General features: G+C 43.8%; 19 protein-coding genes. 13 read left to right on the top strand and 6 right to left on the bottom strand.

What is annotated here, in order from left to right; genetic code table 11:
* Positions 1-22 precede the first annotated feature (22 nt).
* Positions 23-979, top strand: a complete 957-nt coding sequence (uvsE, locus tag BLS23_RS12535; protein WP_089652892.1) for a UV DNA damage repair endonuclease UvsE — start codon at positions 23-25, stop codon at positions 977-979.
* A gap of 56 nt (positions 980-1,035) precedes the next feature.
* The gene (locus BLS23_RS12530) at positions 1,036-1,722 is read left to right on the top strand and encodes a Crp/Fnr family transcriptional regulator (RefSeq protein ID WP_089652891.1); all 687 of its coding nucleotides are present in this window, start codon (positions 1,036-1,038) and stop codon (positions 1,720-1,722) included.
* 13 nt (positions 1,723-1,735) lie between these two features.
* Here BLS23_RS12530 and BLS23_RS12525 read toward each other — a convergent pair whose 3' ends face one another.
* Entirely contained in the window at positions 1,736-2,317 is a 582-nt protein-coding gene (locus tag BLS23_RS12525) for a CDP-alcohol phosphatidyltransferase family protein (RefSeq protein WP_089652890.1), read from the bottom strand.
* Between the two features lie 208 nt (positions 2,318-2,525).
* Here BLS23_RS12525 and BLS23_RS12520 point away from each other — a divergent pair, with 208 nt between their 5' ends.
* The 3 genes from BLS23_RS12520 to BLS23_RS12510 all read left to right on the top strand — a co-directional run bounded on the left by BLS23_RS12520 (position 2,526) and on the right by BLS23_RS12510 (position 4,043).
* A complete protein-coding gene (locus tag BLS23_RS12520; RefSeq protein WP_089652889.1) occupies positions 2,526-2,963 on the top strand; it encodes an OsmC family protein in 438 nt (145 codons plus the stop codon).
* A gap of 138 nt (positions 2,964-3,101) precedes the next feature.
* Entirely contained in the window at positions 3,102-3,683 is a 582-nt protein-coding gene (locus tag BLS23_RS12515; protein ID WP_089652888.1) for a cell wall hydrolase, read from the top strand.
* A 102-nt stretch (positions 3,684-3,785) separates the two neighbouring features.
* Positions 3,786-4,043, top strand: coding sequence for a hypothetical protein (locus BLS23_RS12510; RefSeq protein ID WP_089652887.1), 258 nt, complete (start codon positions 3,786-3,788; stop codon positions 4,041-4,043).
* Between the two features lie 30 nt (positions 4,044-4,073).
* Here BLS23_RS12510 and BLS23_RS12505 read toward each other — a convergent pair whose 3' ends face one another.
* Positions 4,074-5,489, bottom strand: coding sequence for an alanine/glycine:cation symporter family protein (locus BLS23_RS12505; RefSeq protein ID WP_089652886.1), 1,416 nt, complete (start codon positions 5,487-5,489; stop codon positions 4,074-4,076).
* 141 nt (positions 5,490-5,630) lie between these two features.
* Here BLS23_RS12505 and BLS23_RS12500 point away from each other — a divergent pair, with 141 nt between their 5' ends.
* Positions 5,631-6,227 (top strand): flavin reductase family protein, encoded by a 597-nt coding sequence (locus BLS23_RS12500; protein ID WP_181898525.1) that lies wholly within the window; start codon positions 5,631-5,633, stop codon positions 6,225-6,227.
* An 81-nt stretch (positions 6,228-6,308) separates the two neighbouring features.
* Here the strand turns inward: BLS23_RS12500 and BLS23_RS12495 are convergent, their stop codons facing one another.
* A complete protein-coding gene (locus tag BLS23_RS12495; RefSeq protein WP_089652943.1) occupies positions 6,309-7,109 on the bottom strand; it encodes a DUF2935 domain-containing protein in 801 nt (266 codons plus the stop codon).
* 209 nt (positions 7,110-7,318) lie between these two features.
* On the opposite strand from BLS23_RS12495, the gene BLS23_RS12490 reads away from it, so the two are divergent.
* From BLS23_RS12490 to BLS23_RS12460, 7 genes are all read left to right on the top strand, one after another.
* Entirely contained in the window at positions 7,319-7,696 is a 378-nt protein-coding gene (locus BLS23_RS12490; RefSeq protein ID WP_089652885.1) for a GntR family transcriptional regulator, read from the top strand.
* Positions 7,689-8,588 (top strand): ABC transporter ATP-binding protein, encoded by a 900-nt coding sequence (locus tag BLS23_RS12485; protein ID WP_089652884.1) that lies wholly within the window; start codon positions 7,689-7,691, stop codon positions 8,586-8,588. The genes BLS23_RS12490 and BLS23_RS12485 overlap by 8 nt, the downstream gene beginning before the upstream one ends.
* Positions 8,563-10,557, top strand: coding sequence for a DUF6449 domain-containing protein (locus BLS23_RS12480; protein WP_089652883.1), 1,995 nt, complete (start codon positions 8,563-8,565; stop codon positions 10,555-10,557). Before BLS23_RS12485 ends, BLS23_RS12480 begins: the two co-directional genes overlap by 26 nt.
* Before the next feature lie 18 nt (positions 10,558-10,575).
* Entirely contained in the window at positions 10,576-11,097 is a 522-nt protein-coding gene (locus tag BLS23_RS12475; protein ID WP_089652882.1) for an RNA polymerase sigma factor, read from the top strand.
* Between the two features lie 96 nt (positions 11,098-11,193).
* Positions 11,194-11,577: a hypothetical protein gene (locus tag BLS23_RS12470; RefSeq protein ID WP_089652881.1), complete on the top strand. Its 384-nt coding sequence runs from the start codon at positions 11,194-11,196 to the stop codon at positions 11,575-11,577.
* A gap of 24 nt (positions 11,578-11,601) precedes the next feature.
* Positions 11,602-12,354 carry a sulfite exporter TauE/SafE family protein gene (locus BLS23_RS12465; RefSeq protein WP_089652880.1) on the top strand — a complete coding sequence of 251 codons (753 nt, stop codon included), beginning with the start codon at positions 11,602-11,604 and terminating at the stop codon, positions 12,352-12,354.
* Between the two features lie 132 nt (positions 12,355-12,486).
* Entirely contained in the window at positions 12,487-12,867 is a 381-nt protein-coding gene (locus BLS23_RS12460) for a VOC family protein (RefSeq protein WP_089652942.1), read from the top strand.
* 65 nt (positions 12,868-12,932) lie between these two features.
* On the opposite strand, the gene BLS23_RS12455 is transcribed toward BLS23_RS12460, so the two are convergent.
* The 3 genes from BLS23_RS12455 to BLS23_RS12445 form a co-directional block, all read right to left on the bottom strand.
* Complete coding sequence (locus BLS23_RS12455; protein ID WP_089652879.1) at positions 12,933-13,406, bottom strand: PCYCGC motif-containing (lipo)protein; 474 nt, start codon at positions 13,404-13,406, stop codon at positions 12,933-12,935.
* A 95-nt stretch (positions 13,407-13,501) separates the two neighbouring features.
* The gene (locus BLS23_RS12450; protein WP_089652878.1) at positions 13,502-15,136 is read right to left on the bottom strand and encodes a thiamine pyrophosphate-binding protein; all 1,635 of its coding nucleotides are present in this window, start codon (positions 15,134-15,136) and stop codon (positions 13,502-13,504) included.
* Between the two features lie 4 nt (positions 15,137-15,140).
* A complete protein-coding gene (locus BLS23_RS12445; protein ID WP_089652877.1) occupies positions 15,141-17,936 on the bottom strand; it encodes an EAL domain-containing protein in 2,796 nt (931 codons plus the stop codon).
* Between the last annotated feature and the right edge of the window lie 37 nt (positions 17,937-17,973).

The raw sequence follows: 17,973 nt of genomic DNA, 5'->3' as shown, positions 1-17,973 counted from the left end.
TTTTCGGTAAAGGAGCTTTTGTATGATCATCCGGTTCGGTTACGTATCGCATGCGCTCAATTTATGGGAAGCGACCCCGGCTAAAACGATGACATTTGCACGTTATAAAAAATTAGGCCATGAAGCAGCCATAAAGCAGCTTCACAAAATTGCGGAAATGAACTTGCAGCGCACTCGTCGGATCATCCACTACAACATTGCGAGGGAAATCCATTTGTACCGCTTTTCTTCATCGATCATTCCGCTTGCAACACATGATGAGGTGGAGTGGGATTATATCACGCCTTTTCGTCATCTTTTCGAGGAAATTGGCGAGCTGGTACGGGCGCATCATATGCGTACGAGTTTTCACCCGAACCAATTCACGCTTTTTACAAGTGACCGTCCTCATGTGACAGACAATGCCGTACAAGATATGGAGTATCACTATGCGATGCTTGAAGCGATGGGGCTTCACAATGAATCTCATATCAACTTGCATGTGGGAGGAGCGTATGGGGATAAAAAAGCAGCCGTGGCTCGTTTTCATGAAAATATAAATAAATTGCCGACTCCAATTAAACAGCAGATGACGCTTGAGAACGATGATAAAACCTATACGACAACGGAAACGCTCGATGTCTGCGAAAAAGAGGAGGTCCCCATGATGTTTGATTACCATCATTACATGGCCAATCACACGGAAGATGAACCGCTGTCTGAAATTCTGCCGCGCTTTTATAAAACGTGGGACAGGCTGGGTCTCCCACCGAAGATTCATATCTCTTCGCCAAAGTCGGAAAAGGCGTACAGGAGTCACGCCGGTTTTGTGGATGCGGATTTCATTCGTCCTCTCCTTAAAGAATTGAAGGCACTCGACACCCCTGTAGACTTTATGATTGAAGCGAAAGAAAAGGACCGTGCCCTTTTGAAGCTTGTCGAAGACTTCTCGAATATTCGTGGTGTGAAACGAGTAGGAGAGGCGACTTTGGACGTTTAGCTTTGCGTGCGCGCCCTCGAATCAAGTATATTGTTGGTAGTGAAAGGGGTGGAATGATGGATAAACAGACCCTCTTATCCGAAGTCAATTTGTTTGAAGAGTTAACAAAAGAAGAACTGATGGATGTAGATGCGATCAGTGAAATGAAAAAAGTAGGGAAGGGCGAAGTCATCCTTTCCCCTGAACATCCGGCTGAGCATTTATATATATTGAAAAAAGGACAAATCCGATTATATCGTACAAACCAGGAAGGGAAGCAGTTCACCCTGGACATTTTGAAAGACGGGAATCTATTTGGTGAAGCCTCTACGCTGACCCTGACGGATTATGAGATGTACGCGGAGGCGATGACAGATACATATGTTTGTTTGATGAGTCGGGAGGAGTTCGAACGATTTATGGAAAAGTACCCGAAGATCACCCTTCGTCTCGTTCAGTTGCTTTCGTCCAAGTTGAACGATTTTTACAGGAGAAGTGAGAAGATTGCGCTAGGTGAGGTACGGGAAAGAATTCTTTATCTGCTGCTAATGCTCAGTGAGAAAAGCGGCCGTCGTCATTATGGTTGGCAGACCGTTGAGATGAAATTGACCCACCAGGACATCGCGACCATGATCGGGGCGACGAGGGAAACAACAAGTGCAGAAATCAGTCGTTTAAAAAAGGAAGGCTATTTAAAAAAGGACCAAGTCTTATCCATTGATGCAGAAAAAGCAAAAACCCATCTCGGCTTAGTCATTACATAAGCCGAGGTGGGTTTTATTTTAATATCCGTTTGGCCTCCATGAAGCGCTGGATTCCTGTAAACAATTCCACAGCAAAGAATAACAGCGTTGACCAGAAAAGGAATGAAGGAAATAAGAGCATCACACTGAAGAGAACGAAGCCTTCTGTACGCTCCGCAAGTCCAGCCTGATAGTAAAAGGATTTAATTCCTGCTTTTTCAGACACGGCCCCTACGACTAAAAAGATCGTCATCGAAACGATGATGGAAACGCTGAGAAGGAGCAGCGGCCATAAAACCTCTGGATGGACATAAGCAATGGCGACGATCATTCCGATTTCAACAACTCGGTCGAATGTAATGTCCATTACGGTTCCGAAGGGCGATGTTTTTGTATTCCTCGCCATCGTCCCATCCACGGCGTCTAAAAATCCGGATAGCCACAAAAATACAACCGCTAAAATAGGAAATCCCAAAACGTAGAGTACACTTGTACCAACCCCGACAAACAAAGCGAGCACTGTAATTTCGTTTGCTGTACGTCCTTTTTCCAACAAATAAGAAGCGGTACGGTCTATGGATGGTTGAACGAATTTTCTTGCGTGTGTGTCGAGCATAAAAAACACCTGCTTCAGCTAATAATAACGACGTCCTGTTACCACTTTACCCTATTTGATCTTCCTTTAGACGATAGCATACGTTCCCTGGAAATAGAATTACTCTGCCTTTTATGTAAGACAGATTACAATGTTGAGCACATAAGGTTTGTAAAAAAAGAACAGGGTGTATAGTATCCCTGTAACCCACAACAAGGAGGAATCAGACATGTCAGAACATAAAGTAGCAATTACGAGTAAGTCCCAAGGGATGAAATCGGAAATCGAAGCTGGTAAGCATTCATTGACGATTGATGAGCCGAAACAAATGGGCGGGACAGATGAAGGTGCTGATCCACTTGCGACCATGTTAGGTTCGCTCGCAGGCTGTGAAACGGTGATTGCGAATATGGTGGCGAAGGAAATGAAGTTCGATCTTCAGAGCATTTCCTTTGATATTAATGGAACCTTGGATATGCGTGGTTTGATGGGAACGGCAGATGTAAAACCGTATTTTGATACGGTGAACATCAAAGCGGAAGTAGAAACTTCAGAGTCCCAGGATCGCATTGAAGAACTTCGGGAAACCGTAGACCAGCGCTGTCCTGTGTTCACAACACTGAAAGCAGCGGGCGTTACTTTGAATGTAGACTGGCAGAAAGCCTAACAAATACGATGAGGCTCCTTAGGGGGCCTCTTTTTTTGTTAAGAGATTTCCATGGAAACGATGGAAAGAATTAATAATGAATCTCTCATTCCTCCTATGTTACTTTATTAGAGAACCAGATAAGGAGGTAGATTTTAAATGTTCAAAAAATTCTTGCTGACAGGAATAGCTGCAGTTAGTTTGCTTGCTTTCTCCTTCCCTGTCGAAAGTTTTGCACATGCCAATACTCACACCGTCCAAAAGGGCGATTCTATTTATAAAATTGCTATGGAACATGGCGTTTCTGCCCAGCAATTGCAGGCGATGAACAATAAGTCCAATGCAGAAATCCACCCTGGGGAGCAGTTGCAGCTTCCTGTTGCTCTTAATGAATCTGAAAAAGATTTACTCGCCCGTCTAGTAGAAGCAGAGGCTAAGGGTGAAAGCTACGCGGGTAAAGTTGCGGTGGCTACGGTTGTTTTGAATCGTGTAGATAGTGACCTTTTCCCAGATTCCTTGAAAGGCGTAATCTATGACGGCATTCAGTTCTCTCCTGTTCTGAATGGTACGATTAATCAGGCGGCAAGCGCTGAGTCCAAACGTGCGGTCAATGAAGCCATTGCTTATCAAGGGTATGACCGCGAGTCTCTATTTTTCTATAACCCTGATAAAGCTCAAAGTGACTATTTGAGCAGTAAAGAAGTGACCACAGTCATTGGCGACCACGTTTTCTTGAGATAATAAATTTTGAAAAGCACCTCATGCAGGTGCTTTTTTTGTAACTTTTTTTACGGAGTATCGTACTCATAAAGGAGCATGTCTACATAAGCAAAGGAGAGAGCTATGAGCAATCAAATGATTTATGGTATGGAAATGAACATTCATCAGAGGGATGAACATACAATCCAAGTTTATGTATTGAATGTGAAAGAAGGAAAAAAGCCCCATCATGTAACAACCATTGAGCATTCCTCAAAACACACAGAACGCACGAAGGCCAATGGTGCTCCATACGCACGCGTTCATGACAATCTATTCCATGTACTTAAGGAACAATTGGTCAAAGAGGGGAAATGGGAAAAAGGAAAAGGAGATTCCTAGACAGGAATCTCCTCTTCTAATGCTATCGGTTTAACTCGCATCTTCTTCTTCATCAAACAGCTGGACTTTCCTTTTCTTCGTCCGTTTTTTGTACACACGGTTTACATAGTCATCCGTTAACGCAGCGATTTCCTTGTGCAAAAACAGTAAAGGAATGATGTTTGTGAGCAGGACGAAGGCTAAAATCAAGTCGAGGAACTGCCAGACGAATTGAAGTCCTCCAATCGCTCCTACGAATACGGCAACGATGTAGACAATACGCATGATTTTGGCCGCCCGTAAACCAAAGAGGTACTCCGCTTGTTTTTCACCATAAAAGACGAGGACACCGATGGTCGTAATGACAAAAAAGAGTAAAAATACCGTGATGAAACTGCCTCCGAACGCATCCCCGAATTCGGAACCGATGGCAACGTTAATCATATTCGATGCATCACTTCCACCTACTTCCTGCCAAGCACCCGTCACGAGGACGGTCAAACCGGATACAGTACAAATGACAATTGTATCTACGAAAACACTGAAGATTCCCCATAACGCTTGGCGGGACGGGTGGTCAGTTTTTGCTGCTGCATGGGCAATCGATGCTGTTCCAAGCCCCGCTTCGTTTGAGTAGAGACCACGTGCAATCCCCCAGCGTAACGCTTGAGCGACGGCTGCCCCGGCAAACCCTCCAGTTGCCGAAATTGGTGTGAAAGCATGGGTGAAGATCAACCCGAATACGTTAGGGATTTGATCGATATTGGCAAAAATAACGTAAAAACAGACAGCTAGATAAATGAGCACCATGCCTGGTACCATCTTATCTGTGACCTTGGCAATTCGCTTGATTCCACCGAAAACAACGATGGCGATTGCCGCACACATGACCATCCCTGTAATTTCAACCGGCCATCCGAAGGCCCCCTCTGTTTGGGTAGCGATGGAGTTTGATTGCACCATCGTACTTGGGATTAATTCAATCATTAGGAAAAAGGCGAAGGCTGTTGAGACCCATTTCCATCCAAGGGCCTTTTTTATGTAATATTGAGGCCCGCCGACCCAAATGTTTTTGTCGTTCTTTTCCCTGTATTTCATGCCTAATAATATTTCACTGTACTTTGTAGCCATTCCGATTAAAGCGACAAGCCACATCCAAAACAAAGCACCTGGTCCACCTAAAGAGATCGCGATAGGCACACCGACGATATTTGTTGCCCCTGCTGTAGAAGCTAAAGCTGAAGTGAAAGCCTGGAATGGGGTGATGGTTCCTTTCTTTTTTGTTTTCTTGAAAATTTGTCCGATGGTTTGGTGGAGGACATGTCCAAAAAAGCGGAATTGGAAAAACTTTATTCGGATGGTGAGGAAGATTCCACCCAGAATTAAAATAATCGCTAATGGATACGTCCATAAAAAGTCGGAAATCGTTGTGATCCCCTCTTTAATACTATTCCATAAATCTCCCAATGAAAGATCCCCTTTCGACAAACTGTAAGATACCCATATATTCCCTTTTCGTATAATGTTAAACCCATCAATTTTGAAATGAAGAAGGTGAGACTTAAGGGAAAAAGACGTACACTAGAAGAAAGATAGAGGAGGGGTCATGTGATTATTAGCGAAGAGAATTTTCAAAACCATTCCATGAGCAAGTTAATTAAAGGAGCGGTGGTGCCGCGTCCGATTGCCTGGGTTTCGACAGTAAGTCAGGATGGCATCCGCAATTTGGCTCCGTTCAGTTTTTTTACGGTAGCCTCCATGAGTCCGATTACGCTTTGTTTTTCTGTAGGAAGTGTGGACAAAGATAAAGATACACTGAAAAACATAAGAGAGACAAAACAGTTCATTATCAATGTCGTTTCGGAACCTCTGGCTAACCAGATGCATGAAAGCAGTAAAGAATATGACTCTAATGTCGATGAATTTGAGATGGCGGGGACAGAATTTGAAGAAGGCGATTTCGTTTCCGTGCCAAGGGTGAAACAGTCACCCGTTCACATGGAATGTGAGCTCGATCGGGTCATCGAAATCGGTGAAGGGAATCTGGTTTTAGGAAAGTTGGTAGGATACCACATTCAAGATGACGTTTACGAAGAAACAGACAAAGTGAATCCGCACAAACTGAAACCTGTCGGACGGATGGCCGGAGACTACAGCTACATCCGGGACTTCTTCCCACTCCCCAACGACCACCTACCCAAATGAAAAAAGCCGCAGGACCTTTAGCAAAGGCCCTGCGGCTTTTTTACATTTACTGGTGTACCAGGTCATACATTATTTGGTAATTCACTCCACCCGTGGTTTGGTGGGGTCGCAGGCGGGATATTCGCCATTTGTGGTTTCTGCCAATTTGTAAAGGTAGTAGCATTCTTCCCTTGCCATATGGTCAGCCATGAGGGTGGAGAATGTGCCGAGTACGACTTCATTCATTTCCATTTCCTCTAATTCTTTCAAGAACGTCCGGAAAATCTTCATTTCTAAATCGACTTCATCGTTGAACCGTTTCAGGGCAGGGAAGGAGTGCTGATTCGTTCTGAGGTATCCTTTCATTTCGACGGCTTTTATGTAAAACTGATCGAAATGTTTCCGGAACGTATCACTTTTTTCTTTGAGTCTCTTTTCCACCGCATCCATTTCATCATGAATGGCTCCAGCATGCCCTGAAGCATCCATCAACCACAGCATATGGTGGTGCAGCTCATGAAATAACGGAGGTACATCCCCTTTTCCTAAAAAACCAAGCACAAGCAAATATTCTTCTACTTCATTGACCATATGGTTGAGGAAGGTCGGGCTCAAATGGATCTTTACTTTTCCAAACAGGGAACGCTCGATCAAGTGGAGTTTAAATTTGTGAAACTTTCGGGCTTTTTCACCAACTTTCTTTGAAAAGTCGACCATGTCCTGAATGTTACCCTCACGTACTTTCCTTAAAAGATCATCCCATTGTGTGACATATTTCCGTGCTTGATTTAAATTTTCCTCTTCGGAGGCGTACAAAGAATCCCGTATAAAACGTGCGTGGTCTCCTAGAATCTGTAACCAGAACAGATGCTCAAAATTCGCTTGTTCAGCATAGTTCTTCACGTTCATCACCCTTTTTTGTAGGTCATCCTTTCCATTCTATTCACTCATCGTTTTCTTCATGAAAGAGTCATGTTTCCCAAGGCAGAATTTGAGATTCTTTGGAAAAAATAAAAAAAGGGCTTCTCAAATGGAAGATCCTCCTATATACTACTGTACTAGAAGTAATAATACAGTTAATACAGATAGAACACACCGTTGGAGGTGGCTGGATGTTTGAGTTGGACGTCAGGAGCCGAAAGCCGATTTACGAGCAGCTCGTGGAAAAGCTGAAGCAACTGATTATTAATGACGTTCTGAAGGAAGATGAAAAACTACCTTCTGTGAGGGAACTTGCCCAACAGTTGACAATCAATCCGAATACGATTCAGAAAGCATATCGGGAGTTAGAGTCGCAAGGGTATATCTACTCGTTGAAGGGGAAGGGCAGCTTCGTGCATCCTTCTGGAAAAGTCGACAATGAAGAGGAGTTGAAAAAAGTGAGAGAAGAGTTGAAGAAGCTGTTTGCGGAAGCGATTTATTTAGGGATGACTTCAGAAGAGATCGCAGCTCTTCTCCGTGAAGTTGAAGGGGGGCAGCAGGATGATTGAAGTCAATACGGTCAGCAAATCGTTTGATCGAACCAAGATTTTGAATGACGTTTCTTTTCGTGTGAATAAAGGATCCATCTATGGTCTTCTTGGTTCTAATGGTGCAGGGAAAACAACATTAATGAGAATTCTAACGGGTATTCTCAAACAGAATAATGGCCAGGTTCATATTTTGGAGGATGACGTGTTTGAGAACGAATCCGTTAAACAGAGGATGGTCTTCATCCCCGACAGTCTTTACTTTCTTCCCCAATACACCACCCGTCAAATGGCCGATTATAACCGGTCTATGTACGACAGTTGGAACGAAGAACGATATGAAAAATTAAAGAAAGTCTTCCAGCTGGATGAAAAAAAGAAAATCAGTCAGTTTTCCAAAGGGATGCAGCGTCAGGTCGCCTTTTGGTTGGCGATGTCGGCTATGCCTGATGTTTTGATTCTTGATGAGCCATTCGATGGACTCGATGCTGTTATGAGGCAGAAAGTCCGGAACTTGATCATTCAGGATGTGGCTGAACGGGAGATGACGGTATTAATTTCTTCCCATAACTTGAGGGAAGTCGAAGACATCTGTGATCATGTCGGAATCCTACATAAAGGGGAAATCCTTCTTGAACGTGATTTGGATGATTTAAAAGCCGATGTTCATAAAATCCAGGTCGCTTTCAATGACGATTCCTTTCAGCCGGAGGAAGCGAATCTGGATATTCTTCACAAAGAAAAGCGTGGCAGTGTCTGGCTGCTGATTGTCCGCGGAAGTGAAGCTGACATATCAGCTGAAATCAAAGATCACCGGCCTCTCGTATATGACAGGCTTCCACTTACGCTTGAGGAGATCTTTATTTATGAAATGGGAGGTGTCGGGTATGCGTTCGAAAACATCCTCGTTTAATAAAGAGATCATCAAGCAGGATTTCCGAAATGTCGGATGGGTCAGTATCGTTTACTTTTTAGGATTGTTCTTCATTGTACCGATGCAATTATTCATGGAATTCGGTAGAGATGAACCTCGTATCACAGATGATCGTGGGTTATTTGGCGGTATATTTGCTTATGAGCTTCAGTCCCTATTATTAATTGTGATGCCTGTGCTGATGGCGGTGTTTTTATTCCGTTACCTGCATGTCAAAGGAGCTTCAGATTTTGCTCACAGTTTTCCTATGAAGAGAGGGAAACTGTTTCACCACCATATTCTCTCAGGCATGATTCTATTAATCTTGCCGATTTTATTGAACTATTTGGTTCTCGTTATTACGGCTGGAGTAACGGATGTCACAGAGTACTATACTTTGGCAAATGCTAGTTACTGGCTGTGGCTGTTTACGACGATGACCCTTCTTATTTTTGCGGCAGGCGTTTTTGTCGGAACTTTAACCGGAATATCCGCTGTGCAAGGAGTTTTGACTTTCATTCTACTATTTTTACCTGTGGGGTTATATGGGTTGATTGCTTTTCACCTAACCTCTTATATCAAGGGATATTCAGGTGACATGGTGTTGGACCGTTCCGTTCAGTATTTCTCACCACTGGTAGACCTTTTGGAATATCGGAGCTATGGTCCGGAGGAGGTAAGTGTCCCTGTAGAGGTTCTATCCCTATTCATTTATGGGGGCATAGCCATTCTCTTTTACGTGGCTTCCGTGTGGCTGTATAAAAAACGTCCTCTGGAAGCGGCAGGCCGTGCGTTAGCGGTAAACGCCCTGAACCCGGTTTTCAAACTGGGGGTAACCTTCTGCTTCGCTTTATTTGGAGGTATGTATTTCAGTGTTGCCCAAAATACTTATAGTTGGATGATCACGGGTTATGTCATTGGAGGAACGTTCGGTTTTGCTGCAGCTTCTATGCTTCTAGAAAAAACTTGGAGAGTTTTCAACTTGAAAAACTTAAAGGGGTGGCTGGGTTATGGTGTGGCTGCTGGTGTTATAATTGCGGCTATTCCACTCCTTTGGCAGAGTTACGAATCCTATGTCCCTGAACAGAATGAAGTAGAAAAGGTCTATATCAGTAGTGGGTATTGGGAATATCAACAACTTGCTGATCACGATATGAAAGTTCCTTACATTACTTCTGAAGCGGCAATCCAATCTGCGATAAACCTTCATGAGAAGCTAATCAATGTGAGTAACCCTTTAAAGAAAGGGGAAGATTATTTCTTCTTTGTCTATCAAATGGAGGACGGAAGTGAGATCTATCGCCAGTATCGTATAGATGAAAAAAAAGTGAGGGATGAGAAGAAATCTGTTTATGAAACACAAGAATACAAAAGTATTCAATATCCTGTGCTTGCATTGGATGTTTCTGAAATTAATCAATTGTTGATGCACCCTTATTCAGGTCAGGTCGGAAAGGATTTATACGATCCGGAGAAAATCTCTGCATTTATGGAAGTGTTAAAACAGGACCTTGAACAACTTTCATATGACGAAATGGTTACACCAAAAGGATTGGATACAGGGGTTACCTTTACCGTGAATGGTACACGTGAGAATCCATATTATGTTCGCCTTTACCCATCCTATGAAAATACGATGGAGTGGTTGAAAGAAGAGGGCATGTACGAACAAGTGATGACCCAGGCCGAAGACGTACAGCGTGCTGAAGTCTACAGCTGGCCTCAAAGTCTAGACGATCGATATAGCAGACCTCGATTTGTCTTTGAACGATTAAGAGGAGATGACATTGAACCTCTTGAAGTTACAAACAATGCGCAAATCGAAACGCTCTTCGAAGGAAAAGCAAATAAAGAAGAGGGAGCTTATCTTGTAGCTTTTTATTTCGATAAAAACGACCCTGAACCTTACGAGGTCCTAAGTTTCGATGAAGGTGACGCGCCAAACTTTATAAAGGAACACTTCGAATAAAGGGAGAGATACAGGAAGATGGACTTTTGTGAGATGTATGAACAATATTATCATCGTGTCTATTACACAGCTTTAAAAGTGACAAAGAACCCTAGTTCAGCCGAGGATATCCTTCAAGAAACCTTTATAAAAGCGTACAATAAACTCGATGAAGTCCGTGAAGAAGGGAAGGTGGGAGCATGGCTTTCCACCATCGCCCACCGGAAAGCGATTGACCTTCTGCGCAAAGAAAAGAAGGCGGTCCTTTTGCCGATAGAGGAAATGCCGGTACCTCAACCTTTCTACGAGAATGCTGCATCTGATGTCGAACATATATGTGAATGCCGTCATCTTGAAGAAGATATCAAGAAGCGGATCAGCACATTGTCCCCTAAGCTTCGTGCGGTGTTTCAATTAAGTTACGATAAACAACTGCAAGAAAAGGAAATCGCCCAAACGCTTCATATCACACAAGCGGCCGTTAAATCACGCCTTCACCGGGCAAGGCAGGCCATGAAAGGGAAACTGGGAGAAGTAATACACCATTACTCTACGGCATAGTTCAAAAGCAGGACCTCAAATCGGAGGTTCTGCTTTTTTTAACGGTGGATGTTATATTTTTTTGTATGAGGAGATAGAAAGAAGGAGGTGAATGATTTGAGAAATACGTATCTTTGGTGTTTGATCATTTTACTGTTCATATTAACGGGGTGTACAAATAAACAACAGTCCCTGCCATTACCTGAGAGGGAAGGGGACATCCACTTTCAGGCCTTTGTGGAGGAAGTGCCGACTGAAGGAGAGTCGGATCCAGAATATGAACGGATGTATGATCTTGTAGCCAAAATGCAAGGGAATGAAGCGATCGATCTTACTCAGGTGGACGTTCAAGTGAAAAAAGAAGCCCCTATACAAGCGCATGGAGAAGAAATTGTTCGTTTCCCGACCTATTTCATTTTAAATCGAGAAGGAATTGTGTTGAAGACGACGAACTTGGATGAAGTAGCAGAATATATAGATCGTGCAGGCGCACCAGATTAAATTAAATAGAAAGGAGGGGAGATCGTGACCATTCTATCTTTTCTCGCTATTTTAGGGGTAGGGATTGGAGCAGGCTTTATTAACGTCATCGCAGGTGGAGGGTCTCTTTTAACACTGCCTATACTCATTTTCTTCGGGCTGCCTTCCGCCGTAGCCAATGGTACCAACCGAATTGCGTTGATGGCACAGAATATTGTCGCTATCGCCTCTTATCGTAAAGACGGCTATTTTGATGGCAAATTCAGTCTCCTATTAGCTATACCGGCTCTCATCGGTTCGATCGTTGGTGCACAAATTGCGGTGAATATCCCGGATGATCTATTCAATCGTATTCTATCCATTGTCATGATTGTGGTTTTAGTGATCATGATATGGAAACCTCACAAAAACCTGTCCGCGGCAAGCGGCCAGAACTCCCGGATGAAAAAGATAGGTTTGGTTCTTATCTTCTTTTTTATAGGCATCTATGGAGGGTTCATCCAAGCAGGTGTAGGCTTTGTGATCATAGCAGCGCTGACCTTAGTGACTGGCATGTCTTTAGTGAAGATTAATAGCATCAAAGTTTTTGTCGTTGCCGTTTATACATTGTCGGCCTTGGTGGTTTTCGTCGTCAATGATCAAATTCATTGGGGGTATGGAATTACGCTGGCCATCGGTACGAGCCTCGGTGCTTTTTTAGGCAGCAAATTTGCGGTCAAGCATGGGGACAAGTGGATCCAAAGGTTCCTTATCGTCGCCGTCATTGCCATGGCGATCAGGCTATTCTTCTTTACATAAAACCGGTCTGCTAAAAGTTTTTCTGCAAAATGGCAAGATTGCGGGAGACATCGTTTAGAGGCTTCTATAATAAGAGGGATTCCCACTCCAACTAGCGAATAGTTAAGTATCACTGTCAGGGAGTGAAGAATGGTGCTTAGTAAAGTAGGTCAAATTATGTTGTATGTGAACGACCAGGATGAAGCCGTAAATTTTTGGACAGAGAAATTAGGGTTCGTAGTAATTTCTGAAGAAAATAACGGGGAAGGAATGAGATGGATTGAGGTTGCTCCAGACGAGGGAGTGGAAACAACCATTGTTCTTCACAATAAAGAAGTGGTTGCAAAAATGTCTCCAGACCTCAACCTTGATCCACCTTCCTTAATGTTTTTCACGGATCATTTTGAGCAGCTTCATCGTGATTTGTTAAACAGAAAAGTGACCGTAGGAGAAATTGTTCATATGCCGACGGGCAGGGTATTTAACTTTGCAGACAATGAAGATCAGTATTTTGCTGTTATGGAAAATAAGTAATATGGGATTTTAAATGAATCATAGAGGAATTGAAAAAAGACCAGAGTATTCTGGTCTTTTTTAGATTATAAAGCTGGTGTTGGTGTTGGTTCAGCGTAGCCGTTTTCGTACGTAGAATCAATCTTTTCGCGAATCTCTTTTATTGATTTACCATCCTGATAATCGATGATCGATTGGGCGGCAATCTCCATACAAACGCCGCATTTTGTGCCGTGATCGTCCCAAACGATGCTGCCATCTTCATTGGTTTTGTTTACAAAGCAGTCATAATTGTCCCGATGCCCTACACTCTCGCCGCATCCGCAGTAGCAAGGGATGTTCTCCAGCAATTCTTTACTCTGGGCGGCAGCCATATAGATGTCGTGCATTTCCTGCGGTTTTTCATCCATGAATGATGGAAGTGTCGTCACAGATGCTGTCTCTTCTCTAATGTCGCCATTGACGTGTTCGATATGGGCTTCCTCTTCGGATTCGGAAGAGCACCCGGCAAGGGCGGTACCGATCAAAAGCGTAAGGATAAGGAATAATGATTTTTTCATAAAAAGGCACACCCTCTTCATATTGATAGTTTTATCATAAAGAGGGTGGCATGAAGTTTCAATGCTTTTCCATAAAGTTCGTTCATCAGTCACATTTATTTTCCGAACGAAGATAGGAATTTCACGCGGTCGCCCATAGGAGGGACGTTATCATCAACGAGAGATACCTCTAAGACAGCTGGACCTTCTGCGTTTAGAATGGCTGATAAGTTCTCATCATTGAGATCTTCCATGGATTCAATACGCGCATTTGGCACGCCGAGGGATGCAGCCATCTGGGAGATATTTACTTCTTCCTGTCCAAAGCGCTCATGTGCGCGTTTGTATTGAAGCGTATGCCCATGATGGACCATGCCGAGTCTGGAGTTATTCATGACGATAAATAAAACAGGGATGTCGTATTCTTTCGCTGTCAGAAGTTCCATGCCGTGCATGAAGAAACAGCCGTCCCCCGTAATGCTTACGGTTGGACGTTCTGGGTCAGCAAGTTTTGCTCCAATGGCACTTCCGATTCCGCTTCCCATCGCTCCGAAGTGGACATTGATATCAAAGGAATCTTCACTTTTCACACCCATGTAGTGGACGACGTAAGCCATAAATTCACCGATGTCGATTGTGAAACGAGTATCGGCAGGAAGCTTTTCCTGCAAGGACCATAAGACGTTTTGTGAGTTGAACTCTTCGGTCACATCTGGAACGGCAGAATCCTTAGCCGGGAAGGGTGCCCGTTTAACACCTAACCCGTTCAATGCTGTGATTAAAGAGGAAACCGTTACATCGATGTCTCCATGAAGCGGATGGTCCACGGGATATTTCCTGTTGAAAACGGTCGCGTCATAATCGACTTGAATAAGTGTCCGGTTCTTCGTAATATTTGGGTTCCAATTGTTTGTGGCTGTTTCCCCAAGACTTGAGCCAAGCACAAGTACGGTTTCTTCACTTCCATGATTGATCAGGTCAGAAGCTTCTTCATGTCCGGCAAAACCGAAGATTCCTCTCTTCAAAGGGTGATGGTCGGGAATGAACCCTTTGGCTTGAGGACTTGTGACAATCGGCCAGTTCAATGTTTCGGCAAGTTCAAGAACATCATCTACTGCCCCACGAATCCCTTGTCCTACGAATAGGAAGCCACTTTCACTTGATGCGAGCATTTTGGCTGTTTCTAAGACCACCTCATCCGTTGGAAGCAATGGCGTTCGTTGGGGGAACGTCGGAATGGCTGGTTCCAGAATGTCTGTCAATTGAACATCAATCGGCATGGCGATGTGGACGGGACCGGGGACTCCTGTCATAGCGATCTCCACGGCTTTGTGAATTTCGGGAAGCAGGTCTTCTGCACGGTCGACTCTCTGACTGTATTTCGTGACAGAGTGGTAGAGCGGGTCGGCATGTAACTCTTGAGAAGCGTTCAAACCGACAGTGTCTACAGGAACCGCTCCTGTTAAAAATAGTACAGGGAGGTGTTCACGCATGGCATTCGCTGCCCCTGTCACAAGGTTTGTTCCTCCAGGGCCGCTGCTTCCAATACATACACCGAGGGAGTCCGAATACTTTGCATAAGCAGCTGCCATATAAGACGCGGCCCCTTCATGTTTGGTAACAATTGGTGTGATCGAAGGAGTATCGTAAAGTTCATCAAAGAAAGCATTCACAGATCCTGCCGGTATTCCGAAAATATAAGATACCTCACCAGCAACCAAGTAATCCAACACAGCACGAACAGATTTCATAGCCTTATCCCCTTTTTATGAATGATTTTAAAAAATGATCTTCAAATGTTTCCGCTTGTAACGGATGACTGTAATAAAACCCCTGGATCCAATGACAACCGTGCTCTGCAAGGAAAGCGGCCTGATCTGCTCGTTCAACCCCTTCTGCGATCACGTTGAGCTGCAGGCTGTCAGCAAGGGTGATGATGGTTTTTGTAATTGCCGCATTGTTCCGATTTGTTGTGACGTCGTTAATAAAGGATTTGTCGATTTTTAAAGTATCGACAGGGAAATCTTTTAAATAGCCAAGGGAAGAATACCCCGTACCAAAATCGTCAATGGAAATTTGGACACCGAGTTCTTTCAATCGCCCGATTGTTTTTAATGTGTGATTCGTATTATGGATGATTAAATTCTCCGTTAGTTCAAGTTCAAGGTGCTTAGCGGGGAGGCCGGTTTCTTCTAATATGTCAGCCACCGTAAGCACAAGGTTCTGTTGATTGAATTGTTGAGGAGATAAATTAGCGGATACGGTCAAGTCTGTATATCCAGAGGACACCCATTTATTCATTTGCTGACACGCTGCTCGTATGACCCATTCTCCAAGGTTTGTAATGAGACCGGTTTCCTCTGCGAGAGGAATGAAATGGCCGGGAGGTAGAGTGCCAAGCTGTGGATGATTCCACCGGATCAGTGATTCCATACCAATGAGCTTTTCTGTACGTACATCGAATTTAGGCTGGTAATACAGTTCAAATTCATCATTTCTTTGTAATGCCTTGAAAAGATCATTCTCAAGCTGGATTTGTTCGAACGTGCGACTCTCAATTTCCGGTGAAAACAGCTGATATTGATTGCCAGACAGGTCTTTCGCTTTGTACATAGCGACATCCGCATGTTTAATCAACGTCTCGACGGTATCCCCGTTTTCTGGGAAAAGACTGATGCCGATACTTGTTTTGATGGAAATCTCCTGATCCCCGATTACAAAAGAATCATTGAAGGCTTCAAGGATCCTTTTCGCACATTTCACGGCTCCTTCTTCCCGGTCAATCGTCGGCAGGAGGATGATGAACTCGTCTCCGCCTTGTCTCGAGACAGTCGCTCCGTTAGGCACAGCTTTTTGCAGGCGCTCTGCCACATTCAGCAAGACCTTGTCTCCAAAACTATGTCCAAAGGTATCATTGATTTTCTTAAATCGATCAAGATCGAGGAAAAGAATAGCTAAAGGTTTATCCGTCAGTTCTGCATATTGAAGGGCCTGGTTCAGTCTGTCTTGGAACAGCACCCGGTTTGGCACGTTTGTAACACTGTCATAATAAGCATGGTATTTTATTTTTTCTTCCATTTGCTTCCTCGAAGTTACATCTTTGAAAGTGACAACATACCCGATGGTGAGATTGTTTTCTAGTTTAGGAGTGATGACATACTCCACGGGGAAGTTCTCCCCGGACTTTTTATAAAAGAAATGATCCTTGTCCGTATGGTCAACTTTTTGCTCGTAATGTTCCAAAAACGTTTGTTGATCATCAAAGATTTGAGAATAAGGAGCACCTATGATCTCCTTTTCATTCTCATAACCTAATAATTGTGTTGCTGAAGGGTTAGCGAAGGTGATATGGCCATCCAAATCGATTCCGAAAATACCTTCTCCTGCTGAATTCAAAATAAGGTCCTTATCACGGCTGATCTGAGTCAGTTCAGAAATGGCTTCTTCAAGCTCGTCATTCTTCTGAATCAGTTCTGAGGTACGGTCTTGAATGATCATTTCCTGTTTCTCCATATACAACAGGTTGAAAAGGACAGGGGCTGTTGTATCCACGATCGATTCAGCCAATTGGCAGGCAGAGTCAGTGTAAACATGTCCGGGTTCTTTAAGGTTCACGACCGCAATCGCACCAAGCACTTCACCGAGGGAGACGAGGGGGATCATATATAAGCCTTTCATCCCGAACCGTTCGCATATTTCCTTATTCGTCCGAGGGTCCTCAAAAACGTCCGGGATCAGAATGGATGTCTTTGTATGGGTGACTTCCTGGAATATCGGATCCTCTCTATGGTTGAACTGAGCTTTCTGATGGGTTTCTTTCCAGTCTTCTTCTGTCCACTCACTTTCTTTACTAAGACTCGCAGGCTTCAGCTTGTGTTCTGCAATGGGGTCTATGAAATGGGCGCCGATATTCGGATTGTCCAGGACTTCTCCAAGATAATAGAAGCATTTGTCCAGCGCTTCTTGTAAAGAGGAACATAAGGAAAGATCACGTGTGACATTGAGCAGCAGTTGTTTTTCGCTGATCAATTTCTCTTTACGTGTCAGGTTGTTTGCATTTCTGATCGCTACAGCGGCCATGTTGACGTAAGCTTTCACGGATTCGATTTCCGATTCTGTCAAATTCATCGGTGTCCCATAATCAAATAAAAACACGAGGCCGTAGAGTTCATCTTCATATGAAATCGGGGCGACGAGCAGAGAATTGATTTTAAACGCCTGAATGGCCCGTTGATCGGGACGGTCATCTTTGGATGTATCCGGTATGTAAATGGTTTTTCTTGTTTCGATGACCTCTTTAGCGAGGAGGTCATATTCCGGGTCCACGATGTGCATATCAAGGGTCATTCCATTGATCAAGGCCGGTTTTCCGACATAGCCTTGATAGGTACCATCCTCACGAGGCAGGTAAATGCCGACAGAATCGCACCGCATGATTTCTTCAGATATGGCTGTGACCACGTGTTCTAATACATCGCGTAAATCATGCTCGGTATTGATGAGCTGTGTGATTTGAGCGAGACGAGAATATCTAGTTTGTTCTTCAGCCATTGAAAAACCTCCATAGTTGTCATATTTTGATAAAGTT

It is taken from the genome of Halobacillus aidingensis (assembly GCF_900104185.1).
Lineage (GTDB): Bacteria > Bacillota > Bacilli > Bacillales > Halobacillaceae > Halobacillus > Halobacillus aidingensis.
Note: the sequence above shows the minus strand (reverse complement) of the source record. Positions and strands in the feature narration are given on the sequence as shown.